At 69.2% G+C, this 22,162-nt stretch carries 23 protein-coding genes; 1 reads left to right on the top strand and 22 read right to left on the bottom strand.

All coding sequences use genetic code 11. The annotated features are described in order from the left end of the window. A partial coding sequence (locus G495_RS22980; RefSeq protein ID WP_156939583.1) for a helix-turn-helix domain-containing protein occupies positions 1–281 on the bottom strand: 281 nt, incomplete at its 3' end. Between the two features lie 35 nt (positions 282–316). Here G495_RS22980 and G495_RS17785 point away from each other — a divergent pair. Next, positions 317–1,537, top strand: coding sequence for a two-component system sensor histidine kinase NtrB (locus G495_RS17785; protein WP_051445088.1), 1,221 nt, complete (start codon positions 317–319; stop codon positions 1,535–1,537). 104 nt (positions 1,538–1,641) lie between these two features. Here G495_RS17785 and rpoD read toward each other — a convergent pair whose 3' ends face one another. The 21 genes from rpoD to G495_RS0105290 all read right to left on the bottom strand — a co-directional run bounded on the left by rpoD (position 1,642) and on the right by G495_RS0105290 (position 22,152). Further along, the gene (gene rpoD, locus G495_RS0105390) at positions 1,642–3,408 is read right to left on the bottom strand and encodes an RNA polymerase sigma factor RpoD (RefSeq protein ID WP_028586967.1); all 1,767 of its coding nucleotides are present in this window, start codon (positions 3,406–3,408) and stop codon (positions 1,642–1,644) included. Beyond that, positions 3,395–5,119: a DNA primase gene (gene dnaG / locus G495_RS0105385; RefSeq protein ID WP_028586966.1), complete on the bottom strand. Its 1,725-nt coding sequence runs from the start codon at positions 5,117–5,119 to the stop codon at positions 3,395–3,397. Before dnaG ends, rpoD begins: the two co-directional genes overlap by 14 nt. 13 nt (positions 5,120–5,132) lie before the next feature. Further along, entirely contained in the window at positions 5,133–7,427 is a 2,295-nt protein-coding gene (locus tag G495_RS0105380) for an endonuclease MutS2 (RefSeq protein ID WP_028586965.1), read from the bottom strand. A 12-nt stretch (positions 7,428–7,439) separates the two neighbouring features. Then, positions 7,440–7,889 (bottom strand): GatB/YqeY domain-containing protein, encoded by a 450-nt coding sequence (locus G495_RS0105375; RefSeq protein ID WP_028586964.1) that lies wholly within the window; start codon positions 7,887–7,889, stop codon positions 7,440–7,442. 135 nt (positions 7,890–8,024) lie between these two features. Beyond that, a complete protein-coding gene (rpsU, locus tag G495_RS0105370) occupies positions 8,025–8,225 on the bottom strand; it encodes a 30S ribosomal protein S21 (protein WP_028586963.1) in 201 nt (66 codons plus the stop codon). Between the two features lie 370 nt (positions 8,226–8,595). After that, entirely contained in the window at positions 8,596–8,784 is a 189-nt protein-coding gene (locus G495_RS0105365) for a hypothetical protein (protein ID WP_028586962.1), read from the bottom strand. Positions 8,785–8,802: 18 nt separating this feature from the next. Next, on the bottom strand, positions 8,803–9,075 hold the full coding sequence (locus G495_RS0105360) for an HU family DNA-binding protein (RefSeq protein ID WP_028586961.1): 273 nt from the start codon (positions 9,073–9,075) through the stop codon (positions 8,803–8,805). A 299-nt stretch (positions 9,076–9,374) separates the two neighbouring features. Further along, entirely contained in the window at positions 9,375–10,187 is an 813-nt protein-coding gene (gene rsmA / locus G495_RS0105355) for a 16S rRNA (adenine(1518)-N(6)/adenine(1519)-N(6))-dimethyltransferase RsmA (protein ID WP_028586960.1), read from the bottom strand. 290 nt (positions 10,188–10,477) lie between these two features. Next, entirely contained in the window at positions 10,478–11,011 is a 534-nt protein-coding gene (locus tag G495_RS0105350; RefSeq protein WP_028586959.1) for a DUF2062 domain-containing protein, read from the bottom strand. 30 nt (positions 11,012–11,041) lie between these two features. Then, complete coding sequence (gene fusA / locus G495_RS0105345) at positions 11,042–13,093, bottom strand: elongation factor G (protein WP_028586958.1); 2,052 nt, start codon at positions 13,091–13,093, stop codon at positions 11,042–11,044. A gap of 51 nt (positions 13,094–13,144) precedes the next feature. Beyond that, entirely contained in the window at positions 13,145–14,032 is an 888-nt protein-coding gene (locus tag G495_RS0105340; RefSeq protein WP_156939582.1) for a hypothetical protein, read from the bottom strand. 87 nt (positions 14,033–14,119) lie between these two features. Continuing rightward, entirely contained in the window at positions 14,120–14,848 is a 729-nt protein-coding gene (locus G495_RS0105335; RefSeq protein WP_051445087.1) for an outer membrane protein assembly factor BamD, read from the bottom strand. Positions 14,849–15,074: 226 nt separating this feature from the next. Further along, positions 15,075–15,392 carry a thioredoxin gene (gene trxA, locus G495_RS0105330; RefSeq protein ID WP_028586955.1) on the bottom strand — a complete coding sequence of 106 codons (318 nt, stop codon included), beginning with the start codon at positions 15,390–15,392 and terminating at the stop codon, positions 15,075–15,077. Between the two features lie 119 nt (positions 15,393–15,511). Beyond that, the gene (gene tsaD / locus G495_RS0105325) at positions 15,512–16,654 is read right to left on the bottom strand and encodes a tRNA (adenosine(37)-N6)-threonylcarbamoyltransferase complex transferase subunit TsaD (protein ID WP_425387598.1); all 1,143 of its coding nucleotides are present in this window, start codon (positions 16,652–16,654) and stop codon (positions 15,512–15,514) included. Then, positions 16,632–17,666, bottom strand: a complete 1,035-nt coding sequence (gene fbp / locus G495_RS0105320; protein ID WP_028586954.1) for a class 1 fructose-bisphosphatase — start codon at positions 17,664–17,666, stop codon at positions 16,632–16,634. The genes tsaD and fbp overlap by 23 nt, the downstream gene beginning before the upstream one ends. A 173-nt stretch (positions 17,667–17,839) precedes the next feature. Beyond that, positions 17,840–18,649 (bottom strand): hypothetical protein, encoded by an 810-nt coding sequence (locus G495_RS0105315; protein ID WP_028586953.1) that lies wholly within the window; start codon positions 18,647–18,649, stop codon positions 17,840–17,842. A gap of 155 nt (positions 18,650–18,804) precedes the next feature. Further along, positions 18,805–19,683, bottom strand: coding sequence for a tetratricopeptide repeat protein (locus G495_RS0105310; RefSeq protein ID WP_028586952.1), 879 nt, complete (start codon positions 19,681–19,683; stop codon positions 18,805–18,807). Beyond that, complete coding sequence (locus G495_RS0105305) at positions 19,667–20,005, bottom strand: FtsB family cell division protein (protein ID WP_028586951.1); 339 nt, start codon at positions 20,003–20,005, stop codon at positions 19,667–19,669. Before G495_RS0105305 ends, G495_RS0105310 begins: the two co-directional genes overlap by 17 nt. A gap of 4 nt (positions 20,006–20,009) precedes the next feature. Beyond that, positions 20,010–20,285 carry a hypothetical protein gene (locus G495_RS0105300; RefSeq protein ID WP_028586950.1) on the bottom strand — a complete coding sequence of 92 codons (276 nt, stop codon included), beginning with the start codon at positions 20,283–20,285 and terminating at the stop codon, positions 20,010–20,012. 12 nt (positions 20,286–20,297) lie between these two features. Beyond that, positions 20,298–20,963, bottom strand: coding sequence for a response regulator transcription factor (locus tag G495_RS0105295; RefSeq protein ID WP_028586949.1), 666 nt, complete (start codon positions 20,961–20,963; stop codon positions 20,298–20,300). Positions 20,964–20,991: 28 nt separating this feature from the next. Next, entirely contained in the window at positions 20,992–22,152 is a 1,161-nt protein-coding gene (locus G495_RS0105290) for a type IV pilus twitching motility protein PilT (RefSeq protein WP_028586948.1), read from the bottom strand. Between the last annotated feature and the right edge of the window lie 10 nt (positions 22,153–22,162).

Raw genomic sequence — 22,162 nt, 5'->3', positions numbered from 1 at the left:
CTGACCTCTGCCTCGTCCTTGGGTGAGCGCTTCTTGAGCCCCTCGGCACCGCCAGCAAGGAATTGATCCCGCCAGCGGGTCAGGGCGGCGGCGGTCACGCCAAGTTCACGGCTCAAAATCTCGATGTCCTCACCACGCAGTAGCCTGAGCACAGCCTCGGTCTTGTGCTTGGCCCAGAACCTCTTGGGCGGCTTGCGTGCCTCATCCCCGGTTCCGGTCGGCCTATGGCCTCCCTCCACCGGGGAGGAGGCTCCTCTGCCCCTCATTCCATCCTTCGTCATCGAACACCTCCTGGGGATCTCTTACTCCCAATTCGGTGTCCAAGAAAACCGTACACCGCCCCAAGAGCGAAATCCGCGAGCGCGAGCGCACCGAGAAGGAATCCCTGCGCCTGCGCAACCTGCTCAAGAACGTCACCGACTCCATGCCCTCGCTGCTCATGGTGGTGGACAACGAAGGCCGCGTGACGCAGTGGAACCATCAGGCCGAGCGCGAGGCCGGGCGCAGCGCGGCCCAGGCCCTGGGCCTGCCCCTGGCCGAGGCCGCCCCGGAGCTGGCCTCGCAGGTGGAGAACGTGCGTCTGGCCATCGCCACGCGCCTGCCCCGTGAGACCCTCAAGGTGCCCGTGCGCCGCAACGCCCAGACCCGCTTCAAGGACATCACCGTCTACCCCCTGCTGGAGGCCGACGAGGTCGAGGGCGCCGTCATCCGCGTGGACGACGTGACCGAGCGCGTGCGCATCGAGGAGATGATGGTCCAGACCGAGAAGATGCTCTCGGTGGGCGGGCTGGCGGCGGGCATGGCCCACGAGATCAACAACCCCCTGGGCGGCATCCTCCAGGCCGTGCAGAACATGGAGCGCCGCCTCTCGCCGGGCATGCCCGCCAACGACCGCGCCGCCGAGGCCGTGGGCACCACGGTGCAGACCGTGCGCGCCTATCTGGCCGAGCGCAACATCCTGCGCATGATCGAGGGCATCCGCGACTCGGGCGTGCGCGCCGCGCGCATCGTGCAGAACATGCTCAACTTCAGCCGCAAGAGCGAGTCGCAGATGGCCCCGCAGGACCTCAACTCCCTGCTGGACGACACGGTGGAGCTGGCCTCGAGCGACTACGACCTCAAGAAGCAGTACGACTTCCGCAAGATCCGTATCATCCGCGAATACCAGGCCGACCTGCCGCCCACGCCCTGCACGCGCACCGAGGTCGAGCAGGTCATCTTGAACCTGCTCAAGAACTCGGCCCAGGCCATGGCCCTGTCGCCCGTGCCGGGCCGCGCCCCGGCCATCACCCTGCGCACCGGGGTGCGCGACCAGCACGCCTTCATCGAGGTGCGCGACAACGGCCCGGGCATGGACGAGGCCACGCGCAAGCGCGTGTTCGAGCCCTTCTTCACCACCAAGGACCCCGGCATCGGCACCGGGCTCGGGCTGTCGGTGTCCTACTTCATCATCACCAACAACCACGGCGGCGAATTCAGCGTGGAGTCCACGCCGGGCATGGGCACGGTCTTCACCATCCTGCTGCCCCTGCACTAGCGCCCCGCCCTGCCCCGAACGCGACACGGCCCGCCCCGAACGCGACACGGCCCGCCCCGGAAACTCCGGGGCGGGCCGTGTCGCGTCGTGGCGCGCGGGGCGCCCTAGTTTTCGTAGTAGGACCGCAGCAGCTGGCTGCGCACGGGGTGGCGCAGCTTGCGCAGGGCCTTGGCCTCGATCTGGCGGATGCGCTCGCGGGTGACGTTGAAGAGCTTGCCGACCTCTTCCAGGGTGTGGTCGCTCTTCTCGCCGATGCCGAACCGCTTGCGCAGCACCTGCTCCTCGCGCGGGGTCAGGTCGGCCAGGACCTTGGCGATCTGCTCGCCGAGCTTGGTGTTGACGACCTCCTCGGCGGGCGCGGTGGCCTTCTTGTCCTCGATGAAATCGCCCAGGGACGAATCCTCCTCATCGCCGATGGGCGTCTCCAGCGAGATGGGCTCCTTGGCGATCTTGAGCACCTTCTTGACCTTCTCCAGCGGGTAGTCCATGCGCTCGGCGATCTCTTCGGGCGTTGGGTCGCGCCCGAGCTCCTGCACCAGGTAGCGCGAGGTGCGGATGAGCTTGTTGATGGTCTCGATCATGTGCACGGGGATGCGGATGGTCCGCGCCTGGTCGGCGATGGCCCGGGTGATGGCCTGGCGGATCCACCAGGTGGCGTAGGTGGAGAACTTGTAGCCACGCTGGTACTCGAACTTGTCCACGGCCTTCATGAGCCCGATGTTGCCCTCCTGGATCAGGTCCAGGAACTGCAAGCCGCGGTTGGTGTACTTCTTGGCGATGGAGACCACCAGGCGCAGGTTGGCGCGGATGAGCTCCTGCTTGGCGCGGGCGGCGGTGAGGTTGCCGTGGCGGATGCGCCAGAGCACCTCCTCCATGTCGCCCACCTGGTGGCAGCACTTCTCCTCCAGGCGCACGAGGATTTCCATCTTGCCGGAGATCATCTCCTTGAAGCTGAACAGCTCCTCCACCGTCAGGCCCAGCAGGTCGGCGGCCTTGACGGGGTTCATCTCGCGGCTGTCGAGCTGGCGGAAGATGTCCTGGATCTCGGCCTGGGGCCGCCCGGTGGACAGCAGGTAGGCCGACAGGTCGCGCTGGCAGTTGTGCATCTGGCGCACATAGTCGCCCACGGTCTCGATGATCTGGTCGATGAGCGTCTTTTCCAGCTTGATGTCGCGCAGCCGCGAGACGATGTCCTCCTTGAACTTGAGGATGTCCTTCTGCAGGCCGTAGACGCGGCGGTCCAGGGTGGCGCACTGCTCGAACTTCTCGTAGACCTTGCGGCGGCGGGCGTAGATCTGGCGCACCTCGTCCAGCAGGAAGATGACCCGCTGGCGCTGGTTCATCTCGTCCTCGCTGGGATCGTCCTCCTCGATGGTCTTGACCACGTCCTTGAGCTTGACCTTGCCGTCGCGCAGGTCCTTGCCCACGCGGGACAGCTCCTCGATGGCCACGGGGACTTCCACCAGGGCGTAGAGCACTTCCATCTCCCCGGCCTCGATCTTCTTGGCGATGACCACCTCGCCCTCGCGGTCGAGCAGCGACACGGCGCCCATCTCGCGCAGGTACATGCGCACCGGGTCGGTGCTGCGCGAGGAATAGTCGGCGGCGTCCTCGCTGTCGGTCAGCTCCAGTTCGCCTGCGGGCTCGTCCTCGGAGTCGTCGCGCACCAGTTCGAGCTGCTTGCCTTCCTTCTCGGTATCCACGATGGCGATGTTCATCGAGTCGAAGATCTCGATGATCTCTTCCATCTGCTCGGGCTTGTTTATGTCCGAAGGCAGGGCCTTGTTGACCTCGTCGAAGGTCAGAAAGCCCTTTTTCTTGCCCTCGGCGATGAGGATCTTGATTTGCTGGACTTCCTTAATGTTGCTCATTGAGCCTCCCTAGAATCTCCTGCTGGCGCCGAAGCAGACGCTCCACCTCGGCTGTGTCGCCTTCCACCTGGGCCTTGCGCAGGGCCTCGAACGTGGCCTGCTTGTCGTCACGCAGGGTCTCGCGTTCGAGATAATCGCAAATTTCCGTCCATTCCCGCTCGGAGTCTTCCCCGCTGCGCGTGTTGCCTTCCAGGCATTCGACCCAGTAGCGCTTCTCCGCCGGGGTCAGAATATGCATCACGTCGAGACCGGGGTTGGCCTCCATCTTCTCCCACAGGCACAAGGCGAACTCGGACACGAGCACACGGCCCATGCCCTTGTCGCGCAACCGGGCCACATAGTGCGGATTGCAGACCGCAAAACGGACCAGCTGGCGGTCCAGCTTGTTCCCCTTGTCGCCCGCGCGCGGCGCCGGCGCCACTGGCGCGGCCGCCCGGGCCCGGCCCTCCGAGGCCAGGCGCGCGCGAAATTCGTCTTCCTTGAACCCCAGGCGCTGGGCGATGCGCGTGATCAGCGGCGAGCGCCACTGGGGCTCGTCGAGCTGACCCAGGAATCCGTCGGCCCATTGCACCAGCTCGCGCGTGGACTGGCCGCCCACCACGCGCAGGCAGAAGTCCAGCCCCTCGGGGGCCTCGTCCAGCAGCGCCCGGAAGGCTTCGGCGCCCTTGGCCTGGAGCAGGCTGTCCACGTCTTCGCCATCGGGCAGCACCACCACCCGGCAGGTCATGCCCCGGGCCAGGACCATTTCCGCCGAGCGCAGGGCGGCCTTGCGCCCGGCCCCGTCGCCGTCGAACACCAGGGCCAGGTTCGAGCAGAACCCCGCCAGGCGGCGCACCTGGTTCTCGGTCAGCGCGGTGCCCAACACCCCGCAGGCGTTGGTGAAACCGAACTGGTGCAGCGAGAGCACGTCGGTGTACCCCTCGGTGAGCAGCGCCTGCTTGTGGTGGGCGATGCTGCGACGGGCCTGATAGAGGCCGTATAGATTATCGCCCTTGATGTAAATGGGCGATTCGCTGGAATTCAGGTACTTGGGATCGTCGCCGGTCAGGGTGCGCGCCCCGAAGGCCACCACCTGCCCGGCCAGGTTGTGGATGGGAAACATCAGCCGCCCCCGGAAGCGGTCGTAGACGTTGCCCTTGTCGTTTTGCACCAAGAGCCCGGCCACCACCCCGTCGCGCGGGTCGTGGCGGTGGCCCTGGAGGTACTTCTCCAGGGCGTGCCAGTCGTCCGGGCTGTAGCCCAGGGCGAAGGCGCGCACGGTCTCCTCGCTCAGCCCGCGCCGGGCGATGTAGTCCCGGGCCACGCCCCCGCCCGGGGCGCCCAGGTTGCGCACGTAGAACTCGGCGGCCAGCTTGTGCAGGGCGATGCTCGTGCTGCGCTCGCGCCTGCGGCGGTCCTGCGCGGGGTCGGGCCGGGCGTCGCCCAGCTCCACCCCGGCCTGCTCGGCCAGTTGCTGCAAGGCCTCGCGGAAATCCAGGCCGTTTATTTCCCTGTAGAAATCGATGACATCTCCCGAGGCGCGGCAGCCGAAACAGTAGTAGTAGCCCAGCTGCGGGTTGACCGAGAACGAGGGCTTGGTTTCCTGGTGGAACGGGCAGGGCCCGGTCCAGCGGCCCGACACGGGGCGCAGGTCCACGTAGCGCCGGACCATCTCCACGATGTCCAGGCGCTCCTTTATGGCCGCGATGGCTCCTGTGTCGTGCTTGCCCATGGACCCGCCTGCGTCATTTCAGTTCCACAATGGTCATGCCGTCGCCGCCCCGGTCCTCGGGGGCCAGGGTGAAATGCTCCACCGCCGGGAAGGCGCGCAGGATGCGGTGGACCTCCTTGCGTAGCGCCCCGGTGCCCCGGCCATGGACGATCTCCACCTCGGAGAGCCCCGAGAGCACGGCGCCGTCCAGAAAGCGGCAGACCTGGCCTTCGGCCTCCTCGGCGCGCACGCCGCGCAGGTCCAGGGCCCCGGCGCCGCTGGCGGCAGGCACGGCCACGGCCCGCGGGCCCGGCGCGGCGGCGGCGGGCTGGGCCTCGGGGGCGAGGTCCGCCGGGCGGGCCCAGACGCTGACCCCGCCCAGGTCCAGCTTCACCTGCTGCCTGCGCTCGTCCAGGGCGGCGGCGGTGCCGGTCTTGCCCAGGCCCAGGTGGCGGTAGCGCCCGCCCACGGCCACGGCGTCGAATTCCAGGGGCCCGGGGGCGCCCTCGGGGGCCTCGGGCTCCCCGCCGCCCGCCTCGCGGCGCAGGTCCGCCAGCTCTTTCATGGCCTGCTTGCGCCCGAGCTTGTCCTCGCGCCAGGCGCGCATGATCTCGCGCGAGCGGGTCTGGATGTCCTCCAGCAGGCGGCGGCGCTCGGCGTCGAAACGCTCCTGGAGCTTGGCCCGGCGCTCGCGCAGCCTGCCCTGCTCGGCGCGCAGCGCGTCCAGCTCCCCCTCGCGCTCCACGGCCAGGGCGTTAAGCCGCTCCAGCACCGCCGAGGTGTCCGAGCCGTCCAGCAGCATGTACTGCTGGGCGCGGGCCAGAAGGTGCTCGGGCAGGCCGTGCTCGCGGGCCACGTCCAGGGCCTGGCTGGCGCCGACCTGGTCGTAGGCCAGGTGGTACAGGGGCCGCTTGGTCTTGGGGTCAAAGAGCACCGAGGCCGCGCGCACCCGCTCGCGCGAGAGCGCATAGGCCTTGAGGGCCGGAAAATGGGTGGCCACGGCCAGCCAGGAGCCCTTGTCCAGGAAGCCGTCCACCACGGCCTGGGCCAGGGCGGCGCCCTGGCTGGGGTCCGTTCCCGCGCCGAATTCATCCATAATCACCAGGGAGGCATCGTCAATGGCCTCCCAGGCTGCGGAAAGATGGCGGATCTGCGCCGTGAAGGTGGACAGGGAGTCCTCAATGCTCTGCTCGTCGCCCAAGAGCACGAAGAGCTTGCCCCAGGCAGGCAGGGAGCTGCCCTCGCGGGCGCACACGGGCAGCGCCGCCAGGGCCATGGCCGCGCCCAGGCCCAGGGTCTTGAGGGCCACGGTCTTGCCGCCCGCGTTGCCGCCGCTCACGACCAGCGCGCGCTGGCCGGGCTCGAGCAGGATGTCCACGGGCACGGCGCCGGAACCGGCGGCGGCCAGCAGCGGATGGCGCGCGCCGAGCAGGCGCAGGGGCGCCCCGGGGGCGACCTCGGCGGGCCGGGCGTCGAAGCGCGCGGCAAAGGCCGCCTTGGCCCCCAGCACGTCGGCATCGACCACGAAGTCGTAGGCCGCGCCCAGGGCCTCGCGCTCCTGGCGCAGCAGGCCGGAGAGCAGCCGCAGCACCTCGCGTTCGGCCTCGCGCTCCTCCTGCTTGTACTGTTGCAGCTCGTTGTTGAGCTCCACCAGGAACATGGGCTCGAAGTAGCAGGTCTCGCCGGTCTGGGAATAGTCGTGGATGATGCCGGGCAGCTTGTTCTTGAAGCTGGTCTTGAAGGGCAGCACGTAGCGGTCGGAGGAGATGGTGACGAACTCCTCCTGGAGATACTGCGAGAGCACCTCGCGCTCGATGAAGGACTTGACGCGCACGGTGCAGCGCTGGTGGATGGCGCGGATCTCCGAGCGCACCTGGAAGAGCTGCGGCGAGGCCTCGTCGCGCAGGTTGCCGTCGGGGCCCAGGCAGCGGCGCAGGCCCGACCAGAGCATGGCTGGCCAGGGGCCCTGGGCGGCCTCGGCCAGCAGCGGATGGCGCACGGCGGCCTCGGCCAGGGCCTCGCGCACCTCGCGGGCGGCGTCGAGCATCTGGAACACGGCCCACAGGGCGTCCAGGTCCAGTATTTCGGTGGGGCGGGCCAGGGCGTCCAGCAGCCCGTCCAGGGACGGGAAGGGCCGCAGGGCAAAGCCCGTCTCCCCCGCCCAGGACAGCCACTGGCGCAGGCGCTCGGCCTCGCGGGCCAGCAGCGCAGGGTCGGCCAGGGGTGCGATGGCCAGGCAGCGCGCGGCCCCGGCCTCGGACACGGCCCCCTCCGCCAGCAGGCGCAGGACCTTGGGAAACTCCAGCAGGTGCAGGGAACGGGCTTGCATGGGCCAGCGGTCCTAGGCGCCCAGGCGGGCGCGCACCAGGGCGGCCAGGGCCTTGCCGTCCACGCGGCCCTTGTGCGAGGCCGTGATGGCGCCCATGACGCGGCCCATGTCCCCCAGGCCCGTGGCGCCCAGGTCGGCGACCACGGCGTCCACCAGGGCGGCGGTCTCCTCGGGGGTCAGGGGCTCGGGCAGGTAGGTGCGCAGGACCTCCAGCTCGGCCTGCTCGCGGTCGGCCAGGTCGTGGCGGGCGGCGGCGCGGAACTGCTCGATGGATTCCTTGCGCTGCTTGACCTGGCGCATGACGGCGTCCAGCACCTCTGCGTCCCCGGGCTCGCGGCCCAGGTCCACCTGCATATTCTTCAGGGCGGTCTTGAGCATGCGCAGCACGGCGACCTCGGTTTCCCGCCGGGCCTTGTACGCGCTGAGGTAGTCGGTCTCGATCTTCTTCAGGAGTGTCGGCATGGCGGAATCCTCGAGGCTGACCGGGGGCGCCCCCCGGAGCCGGGCAAAAAAATGCGGCGCGGAACGGTGGTCGTCCCGCGCTGCACCTCTATTGTTGGCCATGGGCGGCCCGAAGGCCGGCGCCCGTCAGGACGCTTAACCCACGCTCATCTTGCGCATCTTCTTGAGGAGCCGTTTGCGGGCGGCGGCGCGCTTCTTCTTGCGCTGCACGCTGGGCTTCTCGTAATGCTGACGCTTCTTCAGCTCCGACAGGATGCCGGACTTCTCGACCTGCTTCTTGAACCGACGCAGGGCGATGTCGAAGATCTCGTTGTCTTCCAGGAGCACTCCGGGCAAAGTAAATCACCTCCCTTGTCTCCGCTCGGGCGTGCGCGAGGCCGCCAAGCGGTGAAGACGGACTATTTACCCCGCCTTTTCCCCCAGGGCAAGAAAAAAATCTGCATTCTTCCCGCGCCAGGGCATGGCCGCCCTGCCGCGCACGTCCTGGCACGGGAGCGCCACGCCAGCGGCCCCGGGGCGCCCCAGGGCCGCTGGCGGCAGGGGCGAACGGCACAGGAGCGTGCAAATCGGGCCACGTCGCCCCGGCGCCTTGCCTGCTCCCGCCTCCAGGCCGCGCCGCCCGGGCGCCCTGCCCTGCGGCCCGGACGACAGGAGCCCGGCCTCACGCGAAGGCCGGGCTCCCGGAAGCATCAAATGTCCGCAGGGCTCAGTGGCTGTCGTGCCCGGGCTTGGGGCTGACAATGGTCTCGATGTAGGATTTCGTCAGCACGAAACCCACGGCGAGGCCCAGAATCCCCAGGACGGCGTACAGCACGCCGAAGAACACCGCGTGGTCGGGCATCCACCAGGGCAGATCCCAGGGCAGCGGGCTGTGCAGAGTTTCTCCGTGAATCATGGCATCCTCCCCAGGGTCTTACTTGACGGCGTCTTTGAGGAGCTTGCCGGGGCGGAACTTGACAACCTTGGTGGCGGGAATCTTGATCTTGGCGCCGGTGCGCGGGTTGCGGCCGGTGCGGGCCTTGCGCTCCTCGACGACGAAGGTGCCGAAGCCGGTGAGGGTCAGCTTGCCGTCCTTGACCAGGGTGGCCTCGACGGTCTCCAGGAAGGCGTTCAGGGCACGCTCGGCATTGGCCTTGGTGATGTTCGCCTTCTCCGCGATTTTTACGACCAGATCAGCCTTAGTCATCAGTCCTTTCCTCCTCTCAAGTTGGAAACAAACTCCCCAAGAAATACGCTTCGACTATCACATGCCCGCACCTTGCGACCGGCAGGGGCCAAGTGGCTCACGTCTCCCGCTGCGGCGGGGAGCGGCGCCGTGTCGCGCGCCATCCCGAGCCAAGCAGCCTTTCCGTCGCCTTAAAGCAAAGCCGCAACCATGTCCAGCGTTGCACTCAAAAAACCCGGGCGGTTCCCGGGGCGGGCGCCGCCCGCTGCGGACCCGGTGAACACGCCGCATTGAACATTGGCAGCGAAGAACGCTTTCTGTCAAGCCACAAAATGGCTTTTCATCAGTGTTGACAAGGCCTGGAACTGCTTCGGGGCCAATTCCTCGGGCCGGGAGCGCAGGCTGTGGCCCTGGCTTTCGAGGTAGGTCCTGGCCTCCTCGTTCATGCATGATTTCAGGATGTTGCCGAGCTGTTTGCGCCGCTTCTGGAAACAGGCGTGCAAGAGCCCGGACAAGGCCCGGGGGTCGAAATCGCCCCCCTCGGGCAGGGGCGAGAAAACAAGCACCGCCGAGTCCACCTTGGGCCGGGGGATGAACGCCCCGGGCCCCACGGTGAAGACCACACGCGGCGCCACGAAGCTCTGGACCCAGGCCGACAGCCCGCCGTAGTCCGCCCCGCCGGGGCGCGCCGCCAGCCGGTCGCCCACTTCCTTTTGCACCATGAACACCGCCCGGGCCAGGCCCCGGCAGCGCGAGAACAGCTCCCACATCAGCGGCGAGGCCACGTTGTAGGGCAGGTTGCCGATGATCTTCCACCCGCCCGGCGGCTCCAGGCGCTCCCAGCGCACGGCCAGGGCGTCGGCGGCCAGGGGCAGCACCCCGGGGCACTTGCCGCGCAGCTCCAGGGCCAGGGCCAGGTCGCGCTCCACGGCGGCGTAGAGCCCCGGCCCGGCCTGGGCGATGAGCGTGGACAACGCCCCGTGCCCCGGGCCGATCTCCAGCACCCGGTCGCCGGGCTCGATGCCCAGGGCGGCCACGATGCGCGCGCACACGCCCTTGTCGTGCAGGAAATGCTGCCCGAAGCGCTTCTTGGCGAAGCGCCCATAGCGTGGCGGCGCGGCGGCGCGGCTCACCGGGCCCCTCGCAGGCGGATTGCAGGAAATGCTTTCACATCAAATCCTTAAAGAAACACTTGAAAAAGTCTAGACTCTGTCGTGCCCTGCCGGGCCCGGATTTCGGGCTCCTTGGGCCGGGGCCGCTCCCTTGGGCCGGGGCCTTGGGCCGGGGCCGCTCGCTTGGGCCGGGGCCTTGGGCCGGGGCCGCTCGCTTGGGCCGGGGCCGGGGCCGCTCGCTTGGGCCGGGGGGTGTCCCCTGCTCTGGCGCCCGGGCTCCGACAGGCCGCGTCGCAGGCGCCCGCGCGCGGTCAGCTCAGGCGGGTGCGCTTGCGCAGCAGGCGCAGGGCGCGGCGCCTGCGGTAGCGGATCACCGCGTCGCGCGCCAGGTAGTAGGTCAACACCGCGGCCGGGACGCCCATGACGCAACCCGCGATGAGCATGACCTTGAAGCTGGCCAGCAGATCCTTGCCGAAATCCATGAATTCCGTGACATTGAATGTCTTGAGCATGGCCCCGAACTGGTCCAGTTCCAGGGGTGGCACGTCCCAGGGCACGATGGCCCGGCCCACGACGAACAGGAAATAGTAGAACGGCACCCAGTTGAACGGGTTGGAGATCCAGGTGCCCATGAAACCCACCACGGGGTTGCCGCGCAGCGGCAGGCACAGGGCGATGGTCAACGCCGTCTGGAGCGGCACGATGGGCAGAAAGCCCGCGAAAATGCCCACGGCCAGCCCCATGGCCACGGAATGCGGGGTGGCGTTGATGCGCATCACGCGCAGATACTGGTATCTGGACCAGCGCCGCAGGCGCTGCCAGCTGGTGCGGTTCTTCTTCAGCATCGGCTCACTTTCGGGGTCCGAGCCCCGGAACTATCCGAGAACATCGAAACGCGCGAACTGCATCACCAGCCCCGCCCGGCCCTGGGTGGCCGAGCGCAGCTCGGTGGAGAACCCGAACAGCTGACGCAGCGGCGCCAGGGCCTGCACGACCTTGTGCCCGCTGCGGTCGAACATGTTGTCGATCTTGGCGCCCTTGGAGCCCAGCAGGCCAATGACATCGCCGACGAAATCGTCCGGCACGCCGACCTCCACGGTCATGATCGGCTCCAGCAGCACGGACTGGGCGGCCTCCAGGGCGGCCTTGACCGCCGCCGCCGCCGCCATGCGGTAGCCCACGGGGCTCGACTTGCCGTCGGCCCGGGCCATCCGCGTCACGCTCACGCGCACGTCGGCCACCGGGTAGCCCTTGAGCACGCCGGATTGCAGGCTGTCCTCCACCCCGTCGGCCACGGCCTGGACCCAGTCCGCCGGCCAGGAGGCGGTGTCGAAGGCGAAGACCACGTCGCGGCCTGCGTCGCGCGGGCGCGGCTCCACCGCCACGGCCACGAAGCCGTAATGCGGCACCTCGCCCAGCTCGCGGTCGAATTCGCCCTCGCCCTGCCCCGCGCTGCGCACGGTCTCGCGGAAAACCACCTGCGGCCTGCCCGCGCGCGGGTCCACCCCGTATTCGCGGCGGATGCGCTCGAGCACGACCTCCAGATGCAGCTCGCCCATGCCCGACAGCAGCAGCTGGTCCGTGCCCTCGTCGCGGCGCATCTCCAGGGTCGGGTCCTCCATGAGCATCTTGTGCAGCACTTCCTCCAGCCTGTCGGCCTCGGCGGCGTTGCGCGGCTCCAGGGCCAGGGAGATCACGGGCCGGTAGTCGTCGATGCGCTCCAGCACGATCTGGCGGTCCTGCGCGCACAGGGTGTCGCCCGTGCGCGAAAATTTCATGCCCGCCGCAGCCACGATCTCGCCCGCGAAGGCGTGATCGACCTTCTCCTTGTGCCCGGCGTGCAGGCGGAACAGGCGCGCCACGCGCTCCTCCTGCCCCTGGGTCACGTTGTACACCGTCTGCCCGGCCTCGACCATGCCCGAATACACGCGCAGCAGCACGACCTTGCGCCCGGTGTCCATGCTGACCTTGAAGGCCAGGGCCGCCAGCGGGCCCCGGGGGTCGGGCGGCAGGGTCACGCGCTGGCCGGAGGCGGGGTCCAGCCCCTCCTGCCCGGGCACGTCCGCCGGGCTGGGCAGATAGGCGCATACGCCGTCCAGCAGCGGCTGCACGCCGATGTTGCGCAGGGCCGAGCCCGCGAACACCGGCACCAGGGCCAGGCGCAGAGTGGCCCGGCGCACGGCCTCGCGGATGGCGCCTGCGGCGATGTCGCCGCCGCCCAGGTAGACTTCCAGGAACGCCTCGTCGGCCTCGGCCAGAGTCTCGAGCATCCGCTCGCGCCAGGGGGCGGCCAGGGCCTCGTCCTCGGCGTCCAGGGCCTCGGCGCGGACTTCGGCGCCCTGGGTCTGGGGGTCGAAATGCAGGCGGCGCATGGCCACCAGGTCGATGACGCCCGCAAACTCCTGCCCGGAGCCCACGGGCACCGTGAGCGGCAGGGGCACGGCGCCCAGGCGCTCGCGCATGGCGTCGAGCACGGCGGCAAAGTCCGCCCCCGGGCGGTCCATCTTGTTCACGAAGGCCAGCTTGGGCACATGGAACTTCACCGACTGGCGCCACACGGTCTCGGACTGCGGCTCCACCCCGCCCACGGCGCAGAACACGCCCACCGCCCCGTCGAGCACGCGCAGGGAGCGCTCCACCTCGATGGTGAAGTCCACGTGTCCGGGGGTGTCGATGAGGTTGATGGTCGCCCCGTTCCACTGGCAGGTGGTGCAGGCCGAGCCGATGGTGATGCCGCGCTCCTGCTCCTCGGGCATGAAATCCATGGTCGCGGTGCCGTCGTGGACCTCGCCCATGCGGTGGATGCGTCCGGAGTAGTACAGGATGCGCTCGGTCAGCGTGGTCTTGCCCGCGTCGATGTGGGCGATGATGCCGATATTGCGCAAGGAATGCAGGAAATCCTTGGGGATGGCCACCTTCTTGGACATGCTTGGCTCCCTGGGCTGCGCCGGGTTGCTGTGATGCTGCCGCAGCCCGGGCTACCGGGAGCAGTCCGACAAGGCCAGGCTCTGGCCGTGGAACAGCCACGCGTCCAGCCCGGGCCAGGCCCAGCAGCCCTCCTGCCCGGGGGCCAGGGCCAGGGGCGTGGCCTCCAGGGCCTGGGGCAGCGCGTCTTCGGGCACATAGAGCACCGGGTAGCCGCCCGCCAGCAGGGCCCGCAGGCCGCCGGGCCTGCGCCGCCCGCCCGGGGGCAGCCCGGGGATGGCCGTGCGCGCGCCGTAGACGTCCACCGTGGCGCAGGCGTGGACCCAGGCCAGGGTCGGCCAGTCCCAGTTGCAGCCGGGCCCGGCCAGCACGCCTACCCGCTCCACGGCGAAGGGCCGCCACAGGCGCAGGGGCGGGGCGGCGTAGCCCGCAGCCGTGCGCAAGCCGTCCAGGGCCTGGCCCTGGCCGAGGAACAGCGCCACTGCCGAGCCGCCGTTGACCAGGAAGGTCATGAACTGGCGCGCCTGGGCCTCGTCCAGGTGGAAGACCGTCTCCAGGCCTGCCAGTTCCAGGGCGGCCAGCACGTCGTCGGCGGCGGGCGGCCCGGCGTGCACGCGCACGGCGCACAGGTTGGGCACCCCGGACAGCAGCATGGGCACGGCGGCGGCCACGGCCTGCGGGGCCGAGGCGCAGGAGTCGTCCAGGAAGAGCACCGCGCAGTCCCGGGGCGCGACGCGCAGGCGCGAGGCGAAGCCCTGGCGATGGATCACGCCGTGCTCGCCCAGGGGGTCGGCCATGGGCCCCGCCAGGGCGTGGACCTGGGCGATGGTCTTCTTGATCCAGGCGCGGCGCGTGCCGTCCAGAGCCGCATAGGCCCGGGCGAACGCCTCGTCGGGCACCGCGAGTTCCTCGGCCCACCGCGGGAAATATCCTTGGCTCATGCCCTGCCCTCCCCGTGCCGGGCGCCCGGCAGGCCGGGCGCCAAGAAAAAAACGGCCCTTTGAGGGCCGTTTTCCAGGTGCATCACCCTACAGCCACTCGAACCACTGCTTCCAGCTGCCCTGTTCGCGTTCGCGTTCCTTGTCGGACGCGCCCTGCTGGTGGCGCAGGTAGGCCACCTTGGCCCGCTGCTCGGCGTAGGCCACCACCTCGGGCAGGTCGGCGTAATTGTCGGCCACGTGGCGGTAGCGGGTCCAGGCGGCGCCGTAGCGCTCGAGGTTCCAGTAGAAGTCGGCCACGAAGATCTCGTGCTCGGCGTGCTTGCGGCGGCACTCGACGATGTAGTCCCGGGCCTGGGGCGCGTACTTGCCGTCGGGGTACTCCTCGACCACGCGCCGGAAATATTCGATGGCCGAGTCGATGCGGTCCATGGGCCGGTCGATGGCCGTGGCGCTCTTGTAGTTGGCCATGCCGATCTGGAAGAGCACGTACTCGATCATCTCGTGGCGCGGGTGCCGCGCCTCGAACTCCACGTAGGCGTCGGAAGCGGGGATATACTGCTCGGCCAGGAAGTAGGCGTCGCCCAGGCCGATCTCGGCCCGGGCCGTATAGGGGCTGAAGGGATAGCGGTCCTTGAGGCGCTGGAAGTACTCCGCGGCCTGCATGTAGTCCTTGTCCTGCATGGCCTCCGCCCCGGCTTCGTACAGCTCCTGCGCCGTGTCCTCGGGGGGGGGCAGCAGGAAGTAGTCGATGTAGCCGCAGCCGGAAAGGCCAAGGAGCATCACCATCACGGCCAGGAGGCGAGGGATTCTGTTCATGTGTACCGTTGCGCGGTGTTGCCCGTCCGGGCGGGATGCCCGGTCCACGGACGCGCCCAGGCGCTGTGGGCGAAGCTCATCCGAAAGGTTCGTACCCAACCAGTGGCCTTGCGGTCAAGCCCGGAAAAAAACCGCCCCCGGCCACGGGCAACCCTTTGCCGCCACATGAAAAAAGGGCGGCCCGGCTGGCGCCGGTGCCGCCCGGGAAAACAGAACCGGAGCCGACCTACAGCTTGGAACTGAGCATTTCCTTGATGCTGCTCTTGGACACGGCGCCCGTGACCTGCTCCACGACCTCGCCGTTCTTGTAGAGAATGAGGGTCGGGATGGCGCGGATGCCGTACTTGCTGGGGGTGGCCTGGTTCTCGTCCACGTTCATCTTGGCGACCTTGACCTGCCCGGCGAACTCGGTGGCCAGCTCGTCCACGACCGGGCCCATGGCCCTGCAGGGGCCGCACCACGGAGCCCAGAAATCCACCAGCACGGGCAGATCGCACTGCAACACTTCGGACTCGAAATTGCCGTCGGAAACCTGCAAAGCCATATCGTACTCCTTTGTCGTTCTTACCGGTTCCACCGTCCGCCGGAAGCGGCAGCAAAAAAATTCGCCCCCTGCAAAGCTCCCGGGGCCCGCCCGCAAAACCTTGCCTGAGTCTCTCAACCCTAAGGGCGCCCCGTCCGGGTGTCAAGAGTCCAATCGCCACCGGCCCGGGCCTGGCCAGGCGCCCCTTGCAGGTAGTCCCAGGGGATGCTCCGGCCCCGGGGCACGGCCTCCAGGTCCAGCCCGTGGCGGTATCCGGCCTTGAAGAGATACTCCCCGGCCAGGGCGATCATGGCCGCGTTGTCGGTGCACAGCGCCAGGGACGGCAGCACGATGTCCAGCCCGCGCTCGCGGGCCAGGGCGGTCATGGCCGCGCGGACCATGCCGTTGGCCGCCACGCCCCCCGCGACCACCAGGGAGCGCACCCCCGGGCTGGCGTCCAGGGCACGGGCGGTCTTGATGCGTAGCGTGTCGGCCACGGCCAGGTTGTACGAGGCGCAGGCCCGGGCCAGGGGCTCCAGGGCGCCCCGGGCGCGTAGCGCCGCCACCAAAGCGTCCAGGTCGTCCACCAGGGCCGGGGCGCGCAGGTCCGGGTTGGCCGCCACGTGGTTGACCATGGCCGTCTTCAGGCCCGAGAAGCTGAAGTCCAGGTTGTCGTTGGCCACGTAGGGCCGGGGGAAGAGCGCCGGGTCCGCCTCGGCCAGCTGGCCGAGCACGTCGATGAACCGCCCGCCGGGGTACGGCAGGTTCAGGGTCTTGGCGGCCTTGTCGAAGGCCTCGCCCGCCGCGTCGTCCAGGGTCCGGCCCAGGGTGGTGAAGGCCACGGGGTTGTCCATGCGGTAGGTCTGGGTGTGCCCGCCGGAAACGAGCAGCCCCAGGGCCGGGAAGGCCATGGGCCGCTCCAGGGCCGGGGCCAGCAGGTGGGCCCAGAGGTGGTTCACGCCCACCAGGGCCGCGCCCGTGGCCAGCACGAGGCCCTTGGCCAGGCTCATGCCCACCAGCAGGCTGCCCAGCAGCCCCGGGCCGCGCGCCACGCACACGGCGTCCAGCTCGCCCAAGGCCACGCCCGTGTCGGCCACAAGGCCGTCCAGCAGCGGCCCCAGGGCGCGCAGGTGCTCGCGCGAGGCCAGCTCGGGCACTACCCCGCCGAACACCGCGTGGGCCCCGACCTGGGTGGCGATGCGCTGGGCCAGCAGCTGGCCGTCGCGCACCAGGGCCAGGGCCGTTTCGTCGCAGGAGGTCTCAACGCCCAGGCACAGTGTCACACCCACCCCGCAGCATGATCTCGCGCACCGCGCGCACGTCTTCGAGCGAGCCCACGAACAGCGGCACCCGCTGGTGCAGCTCGGTGGGCGTGTATTCCATGATGCGGTTGACCCCGTCGGTGGCCATGCCGCCCGCCTGCTCCACGATGAAGGCCATGGGCGCGGCCTCGCAGGTCAGGCGCAGCTTGCCCGAGTAGGAGCCGTCCTCGCCGCGCCGGGCGGGATACATGAAGATGCCGCCGTAGAGCAGGTTGCGGTGGAAGTCGGCCACCAGCGAGCCGATGTAGCGCGAGGAATAGGGCTTGCCGCGGGCGTTTTTCGCATTGCGGAAGTGGGTGACGGCGCTTTGGGTCGCCGTGTCCCAGGAGTTCCAGTACGACTCGTTGACCGAATAGATGCGCCCGCTTTCGGGAATCTTCATGTCCGGGTGCGAGAGCAGGAATTCGCCCACGCTGGGGTCCAGGGTGAAGCCGTGGACGCCGTTGCCCGTGGTGTAGACCATCATGGTCGAGGAGCCGTAGATGAAATACCCGGCGGCCACCTGCTTGTCGCAGCGCTGGAGCACCTCGGCCAGGGAGGGCGCCCCGGGGCTCTTGTGCAGCGGACGGCGATAAATGGAAAAGATGGTGCCGATGCTCACGTTGACATCGATGTTCGACGAGCCGTCCAGGGGGTCGAAAATCAGGATGTAGTCGCCGTGGGGCAGGTCGCCGGAAACCTGGATCAGGTCGCCGTTCTCCTCGGAGGCCATGGCGCACAGCACGCCCGAGCGGCGCAGGCGGTGGATGAGCACGTTGTTGGCGAACTCGTCGAGCTTGCGCACCTTCTCGCCCTGGACGTTGGTTTCGCCGGTGAAGCCGAGCACGTCCACCAGCCCGGCCTTGGTCACCTCGCGCGAGATGAGCTTGGCCGAAAGGATCAGCTCGTTGAGCAGCAGGGTGAACCGGCCCGTGGCCATGGGGGATTTCTTCTGGTGCTGCAGCAGATGCTCGGTGACCGTGACCTGGCGCATGCGTGACCTCCGTTGGCGATGCGACGCGTTGCGCACCGCGCGCAACGGCTTGTCATAAACCAGCGCCGGGCGGCAGTAAAGCCGACGTGGCAATCCGCCCCCCTGGGGCGTGAAAAAAGAAGGAAAGAGCGGACGCGGCGGGCCGCCCCGGCAGGACGGCCCGGCTAAGCGGGCTAGAACAGCCCGAAGAAGGAGAACCCGGAGGACTCCTCGTCCTCCACCGCCGCGGTGGCGTAGACCAGCTTGAGGTCGCCCAGGAAGCGGCACAGCCAGATGTATTCCCGTCCATCGGCGGTGAAGCGGCCATGGCTCTCGTCGGCGAGGATCTCGGCCCAGGGCTGGGCGCGCACGGCCTGGGTGGCGGCGTCGTCCGCTCCGGCCCAGAGGGTCTGCTCGGCGGTGACCACCACCAGCGCCCCGGGCTCGGGGCTGAATTCCAGGAGGTTGCGGATGTCGAAATGGACCATGATGGCGCCCACCAGCTCGTTGCCCCGGAACATGCCCGTGGCCATGTAGACCTCCGGGCCCAGGGGCGTCATGTCCACATGGGCGCGCAGCCTGCGGTCGGCCAGGGCCTCGCCGTGGGCCAGCAGCGGTGCGAAATTCAGGGGCTTGAGGGCTGTCTCGGGGCGCTGCATGACGATTTCGCCATCCAGGGTCGCCACCACCAGCCCGCTCATCCAGGGATAGTCGGCGAACAAGGTCTGGACCCAAGCGTCCCCGGGGAAGGCATCCTGGCGGTTGAGGGCGATGGCCAGGGTGTGGGCGGGTTTGTCCACCGGGGCGAACAGCTCGGCGAGCTTGGCCTCGCTGGAGGTCCAGTCCCGGGCCTCGTAGTCGATGCTGGGGTCGGTGTTGAGGTAGCCCTTGTAGTACTTGTGGGTCGTCGTCTTGGTGGCCGACCAGGTCTTGTCCAGGGTCTCGCAGCCCGGAAGCAGGCCCAGGGCGGCGGTCAAGGCGACAACAGCGAAGAAGCGTTTCAAGTTCCAACCCCTCGTCTGGGCGTGGTGCAGGGCAACGGGCCGCGCGGCGGCGGCTCCCCGCAGGTGTGCCAAAGTCTGGGCAATTCAGCAAGGGAAACTTGGCCCGCAGCCGCCCGCGGCCCGCTCGTGCAGCGCCGGGCGCGAGGCCACGCGGCCTAGTGGGCCGCCCGGGCCTCCAGGCGCTCGGCCAGGGCTTCCAGAGTTTCCAGGAGCTTGTCCTTGCCGGGCAGGCCGCCGGAGGGCGCCGTGGCGCGGTCCTCGTCCTGGTCCGGGCCCTCGTCCGGCAGGTCGTCCTGGTCTGCGCCGTCCCGCAGGGCGGCGGCGTCCGGAGCGTCGGCCCCGGGGCCCCGGCGCAGCTTCAGGCGCATCTTCTCGATGAGCGCTTCCAGCTCGTCGGCCTCATGGCCTGCGGCCTTGTCGGCCAGCTCGGTATAGATGTCCAGCGCGCCCTGGAAATCGCCCTGGTCGGCCAGCAGGTCGGCCATGGTCCGGGTGCGGATGGTCGCGTCGGCATCGGCGGCGCGCTTTGCGGGCGCGGCCTTGCGGCGGCGCTGGGGCTGGGCGTCTTCATCCGGGGCCGCCCCGCCCGCCTCTGCGGCCCCGGCCCCGGGGGCCAGGGGCGCGCCGTTGCCCCGGAACAGCGCGTCCAGGCCTTTTTCGATGACCTGCGACCAGGACAGCGCCGCGCCCTGGAAGCTGGCCGCCAGAAAGGACAGGGCCATGGCCGAATCCTTGGAGGCCGGGGCGGCGCTCTCGGCCCAGACCTTCCAGAAGGCCGGATAGCGCGAGAGCATGGCGGTGATGGTGCGCACCTCCTGGGCCGCCTCGTCGGCGCGGCCCAGGCGGGAGAGGATCTCCACCAGCAGGAAGCGGGCCTCGATGTGGTCCGGATTGCGCGACAGGCCCTGGCGCAGGGTGCTCATGGCCTCGGCGTGGTTCCCGTCCTCGAAGTACAGCCGCGCCAGCGGGAAAAAGACCTTCGAGCCGGGCTCCAGCTCCAGGACTTCCTTGAACCAGTTAATTTTCGTCATCATCCTGTCCGGCCCCCAGAGGATCTTGCGGGGAGGTCGTCCCTCCCTCGTCGGGGAAGAGGTACAGGGTCTCGCCCTGCCCCACGTAGTTCATCCGCACGCGGATGCGGCTTTCCAGATACTCCCGGTCCGCCTTGAGCAGGCGTATCTCCCGCGACAGGTCGCGGGTGCTGTCCTCGGCGCGGTGCAGGCGGTGCTCCATCTCCTCGTGGCGCTGGCGCAACTCAAGGTAGGCGAACACCCCGGTTTCGCCCGCAACCAGGCGATAGCCGAGGACGGCGTTCAGAACAAGCAGAAATCCCAGGATGATCCAACGTCTGGCCATGGCTTCAGTGCATGGGGCGGTCCTTGCCGCCACCCTCGCGCGACAGGCCCAGGGGCACCCTGAGCTCGTCCAGGAAATTGGACGTGGCGGCCTCGATGCGGCGCACGTCGTCCTCCTCGACCGCGACCTGATCGATGCGTTCCATGAAGGTCTTGAGCTGGTTGAACTCCGCCAAAAGGACGTGACCGAGCTCCAGGCGCTCGATGTCCCGTTCAAGCTCGATGATCGTCTCCAGGCAGTTCAACAGGCGCGACTGGAGGGTCGTGACGTTGGGGTCCATTGGCTCCTTCGGTTATCCTTCAACCTGTTTGCGGGCGGCCGCCATGAGCTGGTAGTGCAACCCATACCCTGTCAGGGCCCCTTCCAGCAAGTCCCCTGCCTGGGCCTCGTCGGCCTGGGCCAGGAAGACGTTGGCCCCCAGGGCGAAAGCCAGGCGCGGGTCGTTGCTCGGGCCCTGGTCGCCCACCAGCACGAGGTTCACGCTGCGGCGCCGGGCCCCGGGCCAGGAGGCGATCTCTTCGCGCAGGCGCGCGCAGTCCGCCCCGGCCCCGGCCAGCACCACGTCGTAGTTGTTCAGCCGCAGCCGGGCCACGGCCTCCAGCTCGCCCGAGGCCGTGCTCACGGCGTAGCCCCGGGCGGTGAAGAACTCGCGGGCCGCGCCCAGCCAGCCGCCTTCCAGGAACAGGAAGGCCACGGGCGTGCCGGGCGGATGGTTGTCCGGCTCCACCTGGGGCAGCGCCGGGGCCGGAGCCGGGGCGCCGCCGGGCACGGGCGGCCTCGGGCCGCCCCCCGCCGCGGGGCCTTCCGCCGCCGAGACCTCATAGCCGCCCCCGGGGCGCCGCTCCAGGATCATGCGCCGCCCGGTGAACGGGCATTTCATGGCGAAGCGCGCCGCAGCGGGCAGCTTCTCGTCGGGCAGGGTGAACTCCTTGCCCGCGTATGGACTCCTGACGATCATCGCCTCCCCCTTTGCCTGCCCCCCAGGCTCAGGAACCGTATTGCAGGTCGATCTCCAGCCCCGTGATGTCCGAAACCTGGTCGCCGCGCTCGGTCTTGATGCGGTCCAGGCGCTGCATGAGGTTGGAGCGGTCCGAGGCATAGGTCATGGCCGTTTCCTCGCTGACCAGGCCGGTGCGGAACAGCCCGGCCAGGCACTGGTCGAAGGTCGTCATGCCGTAGGCATCGCCCTGCTCCACCACGTTGTAGAAGGTCTTCTCGCCGGATTCGCCGTTCTGGATCAGCTCCTTCACGCGCAGGGTGTTGCGCATGATCTCGAAGGCCGCCACGCGCCCGCCGCCCACCCGGGGGGGCAGGCGCTGCGAGACCACGAACTTCAGGGCCTCGGAGAGCCGCTGGCGCACCAGGGCCTCCTCGCTGGGGTCGAACATGCCGATGATGCGGTTGACGGTCTGTCCCGTGTCGGCGGTGTGCAGGGTGCCCAGCACCAGGTGGCCTGTTTCCGCGGCCTGCAGGGCGATCTCGATAGTCTCGTGGTCGCGGATTTCGCCCACCAGGATGACCTTGGGCGCCTGGCGCAGGGCGGCCCGCAGGCCCGAGGCGAAGGTGTCGAAGTCCTGCCCCAGCTCGCGCTGGTTCACCGTGCCGCGCTTGTGGGCGTGGACGTACTCCACCGGGTCTTCCAGGGTCAGGATGTGCACCGGGAACTGCTCGTTGATGGAATCCACCAGCGCGGCCAGGGAGGTGGACTTGCCCGAGCCCGTGGCGCCGGTGACCAGGATCAGCCCGAACTTCTCGCGGGCCATCTCCTCGAACACGACGGGCAGCCCCAGCCGCACGGGGCTGGGCACCTCCATGGACAGCTGGCGCAGGACGATGGACAGCGACCCGCGCTGGCTGAAGATGTTCACGCGAAAGCGCGCCCGGCCGGACAGGGCGTAGGACAGGTCGCACGAGCCCCGGCGGGCCAGGTCGGCGTGCAGCCGGGTGCTCTTGCCCATCATGCACAGGGCCATGGATTCGGCCTGGAAGGGGCACAGCGCCCCCAGGGCCGGGTCCAGGGGCACGTCCTTGAGCACGCCGTGGACCTCGGCCTGCACGGGCTTGCCCGCCACCACGAAGATGTCCGAGGTTTCGGGGGCGAAGTCCAGCACCTGGCCGATGATATGGTCGAGATGCGAACGCAGCATGGTCGCCTCC

The organism is Desulfocurvus vexinensis DSM 17965, assembly GCF_000519125.1.
GTDB classification, from domain to species: domain Bacteria; phylum Desulfobacterota; class Desulfovibrionia; order Desulfovibrionales; family Desulfovibrionaceae; genus Desulfocurvus; species Desulfocurvus vexinensis.
The sequence above is the reverse complement of the archived record's forward strand: the minus strand, read 5'-3'. Positions and strand labels throughout refer to the sequence as shown.

Bases quoted from the DNA above. Each gene is read 5' to 3' on its own strand.
- trxA (WP_028586955.1), bottom strand. From the start codon at position 15,392: ATGGCTTTGCAGGTTTCCGACGGCAATTTCGAGTCCGAAGTGTTGCAG.
- rpoD (WP_028586967.1), bottom strand. From the start codon at position 3,408: ATGAGCAACATTAAGGAAGTCCAGCAAATCAAGATCCTCATCGCCGAG.
- G495_RS0105375 (WP_028586964.1), bottom strand. From the start codon at position 7,889: ATGCCGACACTCCTGAAGAAGATCGAGACCGACTACCTCAGCGCGTAC.
- G495_RS0105360 (WP_028586961.1), bottom strand. From the start codon at position 9,075: ATGACTAAGGCTGATCTGGTCGTAAAAATCGCGGAGAAGGCGAACATC.
- G495_RS0105310 (WP_028586952.1), bottom strand. From the start codon at position 19,683: ATGATGACGAAAATTAACTGGTTCAAGGAAGTCCTGGAGCTGGAGCCC.
- fusA (WP_028586958.1), bottom strand. From the start codon at position 13,093: ATGTCCAAGAAGGTGGCCATCCCCAAGGATTTCCTGCATTCCTTGCGC.
- G495_RS0105290 (WP_028586948.1), bottom strand. From the start codon at position 22,152: ATGCTGCGTTCGCATCTCGACCATATCATCGGCCAGGTGCTGGACTTC.
- G495_RS0105300 (WP_028586950.1), bottom strand. From the start codon at position 20,285: ATGGACCCCAACGTCACGACCCTCCAGTCGCGCCTGTTGAACTGCCTG.
- G495_RS0105295 (WP_028586949.1), bottom strand. From the start codon at position 20,963: ATGATCGTCAGGAGTCCATACGCGGGCAAGGAGTTCACCCTGCCCGAC.
- G495_RS0105380 (WP_028586965.1), bottom strand. From the start codon at position 7,427: ATGCAAGCCCGTTCCCTGCACCTGCTGGAGTTTCCCAAGGTCCTGCGC.
- G495_RS0105335 (WP_051445087.1), bottom strand. From the start codon at position 14,848: ATGAACAGAATCCCTCGCCTCCTGGCCGTGATGGTGATGCTCCTTGGC.
- G495_RS0105350 (WP_028586959.1), bottom strand. From the start codon at position 11,011: ATGCTGAAGAAGAACCGCACCAGCTGGCAGCGCCTGCGGCGCTGGTCC.
- G495_RS0105340 (WP_156939582.1), bottom strand. From the start codon at position 14,032: ATGAGCCAAGGATATTTCCCGCGGTGGGCCGAGGAACTCGCGGTGCCC.
- dnaG (WP_028586966.1), bottom strand. From the start codon at position 5,119: ATGGGCAAGCACGACACAGGAGCCATCGCGGCCATAAAGGAGCGCCTG.
- G495_RS0105365 (WP_028586962.1), bottom strand. From the start codon at position 8,784: ATGATTCACGGAGAAACTCTGCACAGCCCGCTGCCCTGGGATCTGCCC.
- fbp (WP_028586954.1), bottom strand. From the start codon at position 17,666: ATGCGCCAGGTCACGGTCACCGAGCATCTGCTGCAGCACCAGAAGAAA.
- G495_RS0105305 (WP_028586951.1), bottom strand. From the start codon at position 20,005: ATGGCCAGACGTTGGATCATCCTGGGATTTCTGCTTGTTCTGAACGCC.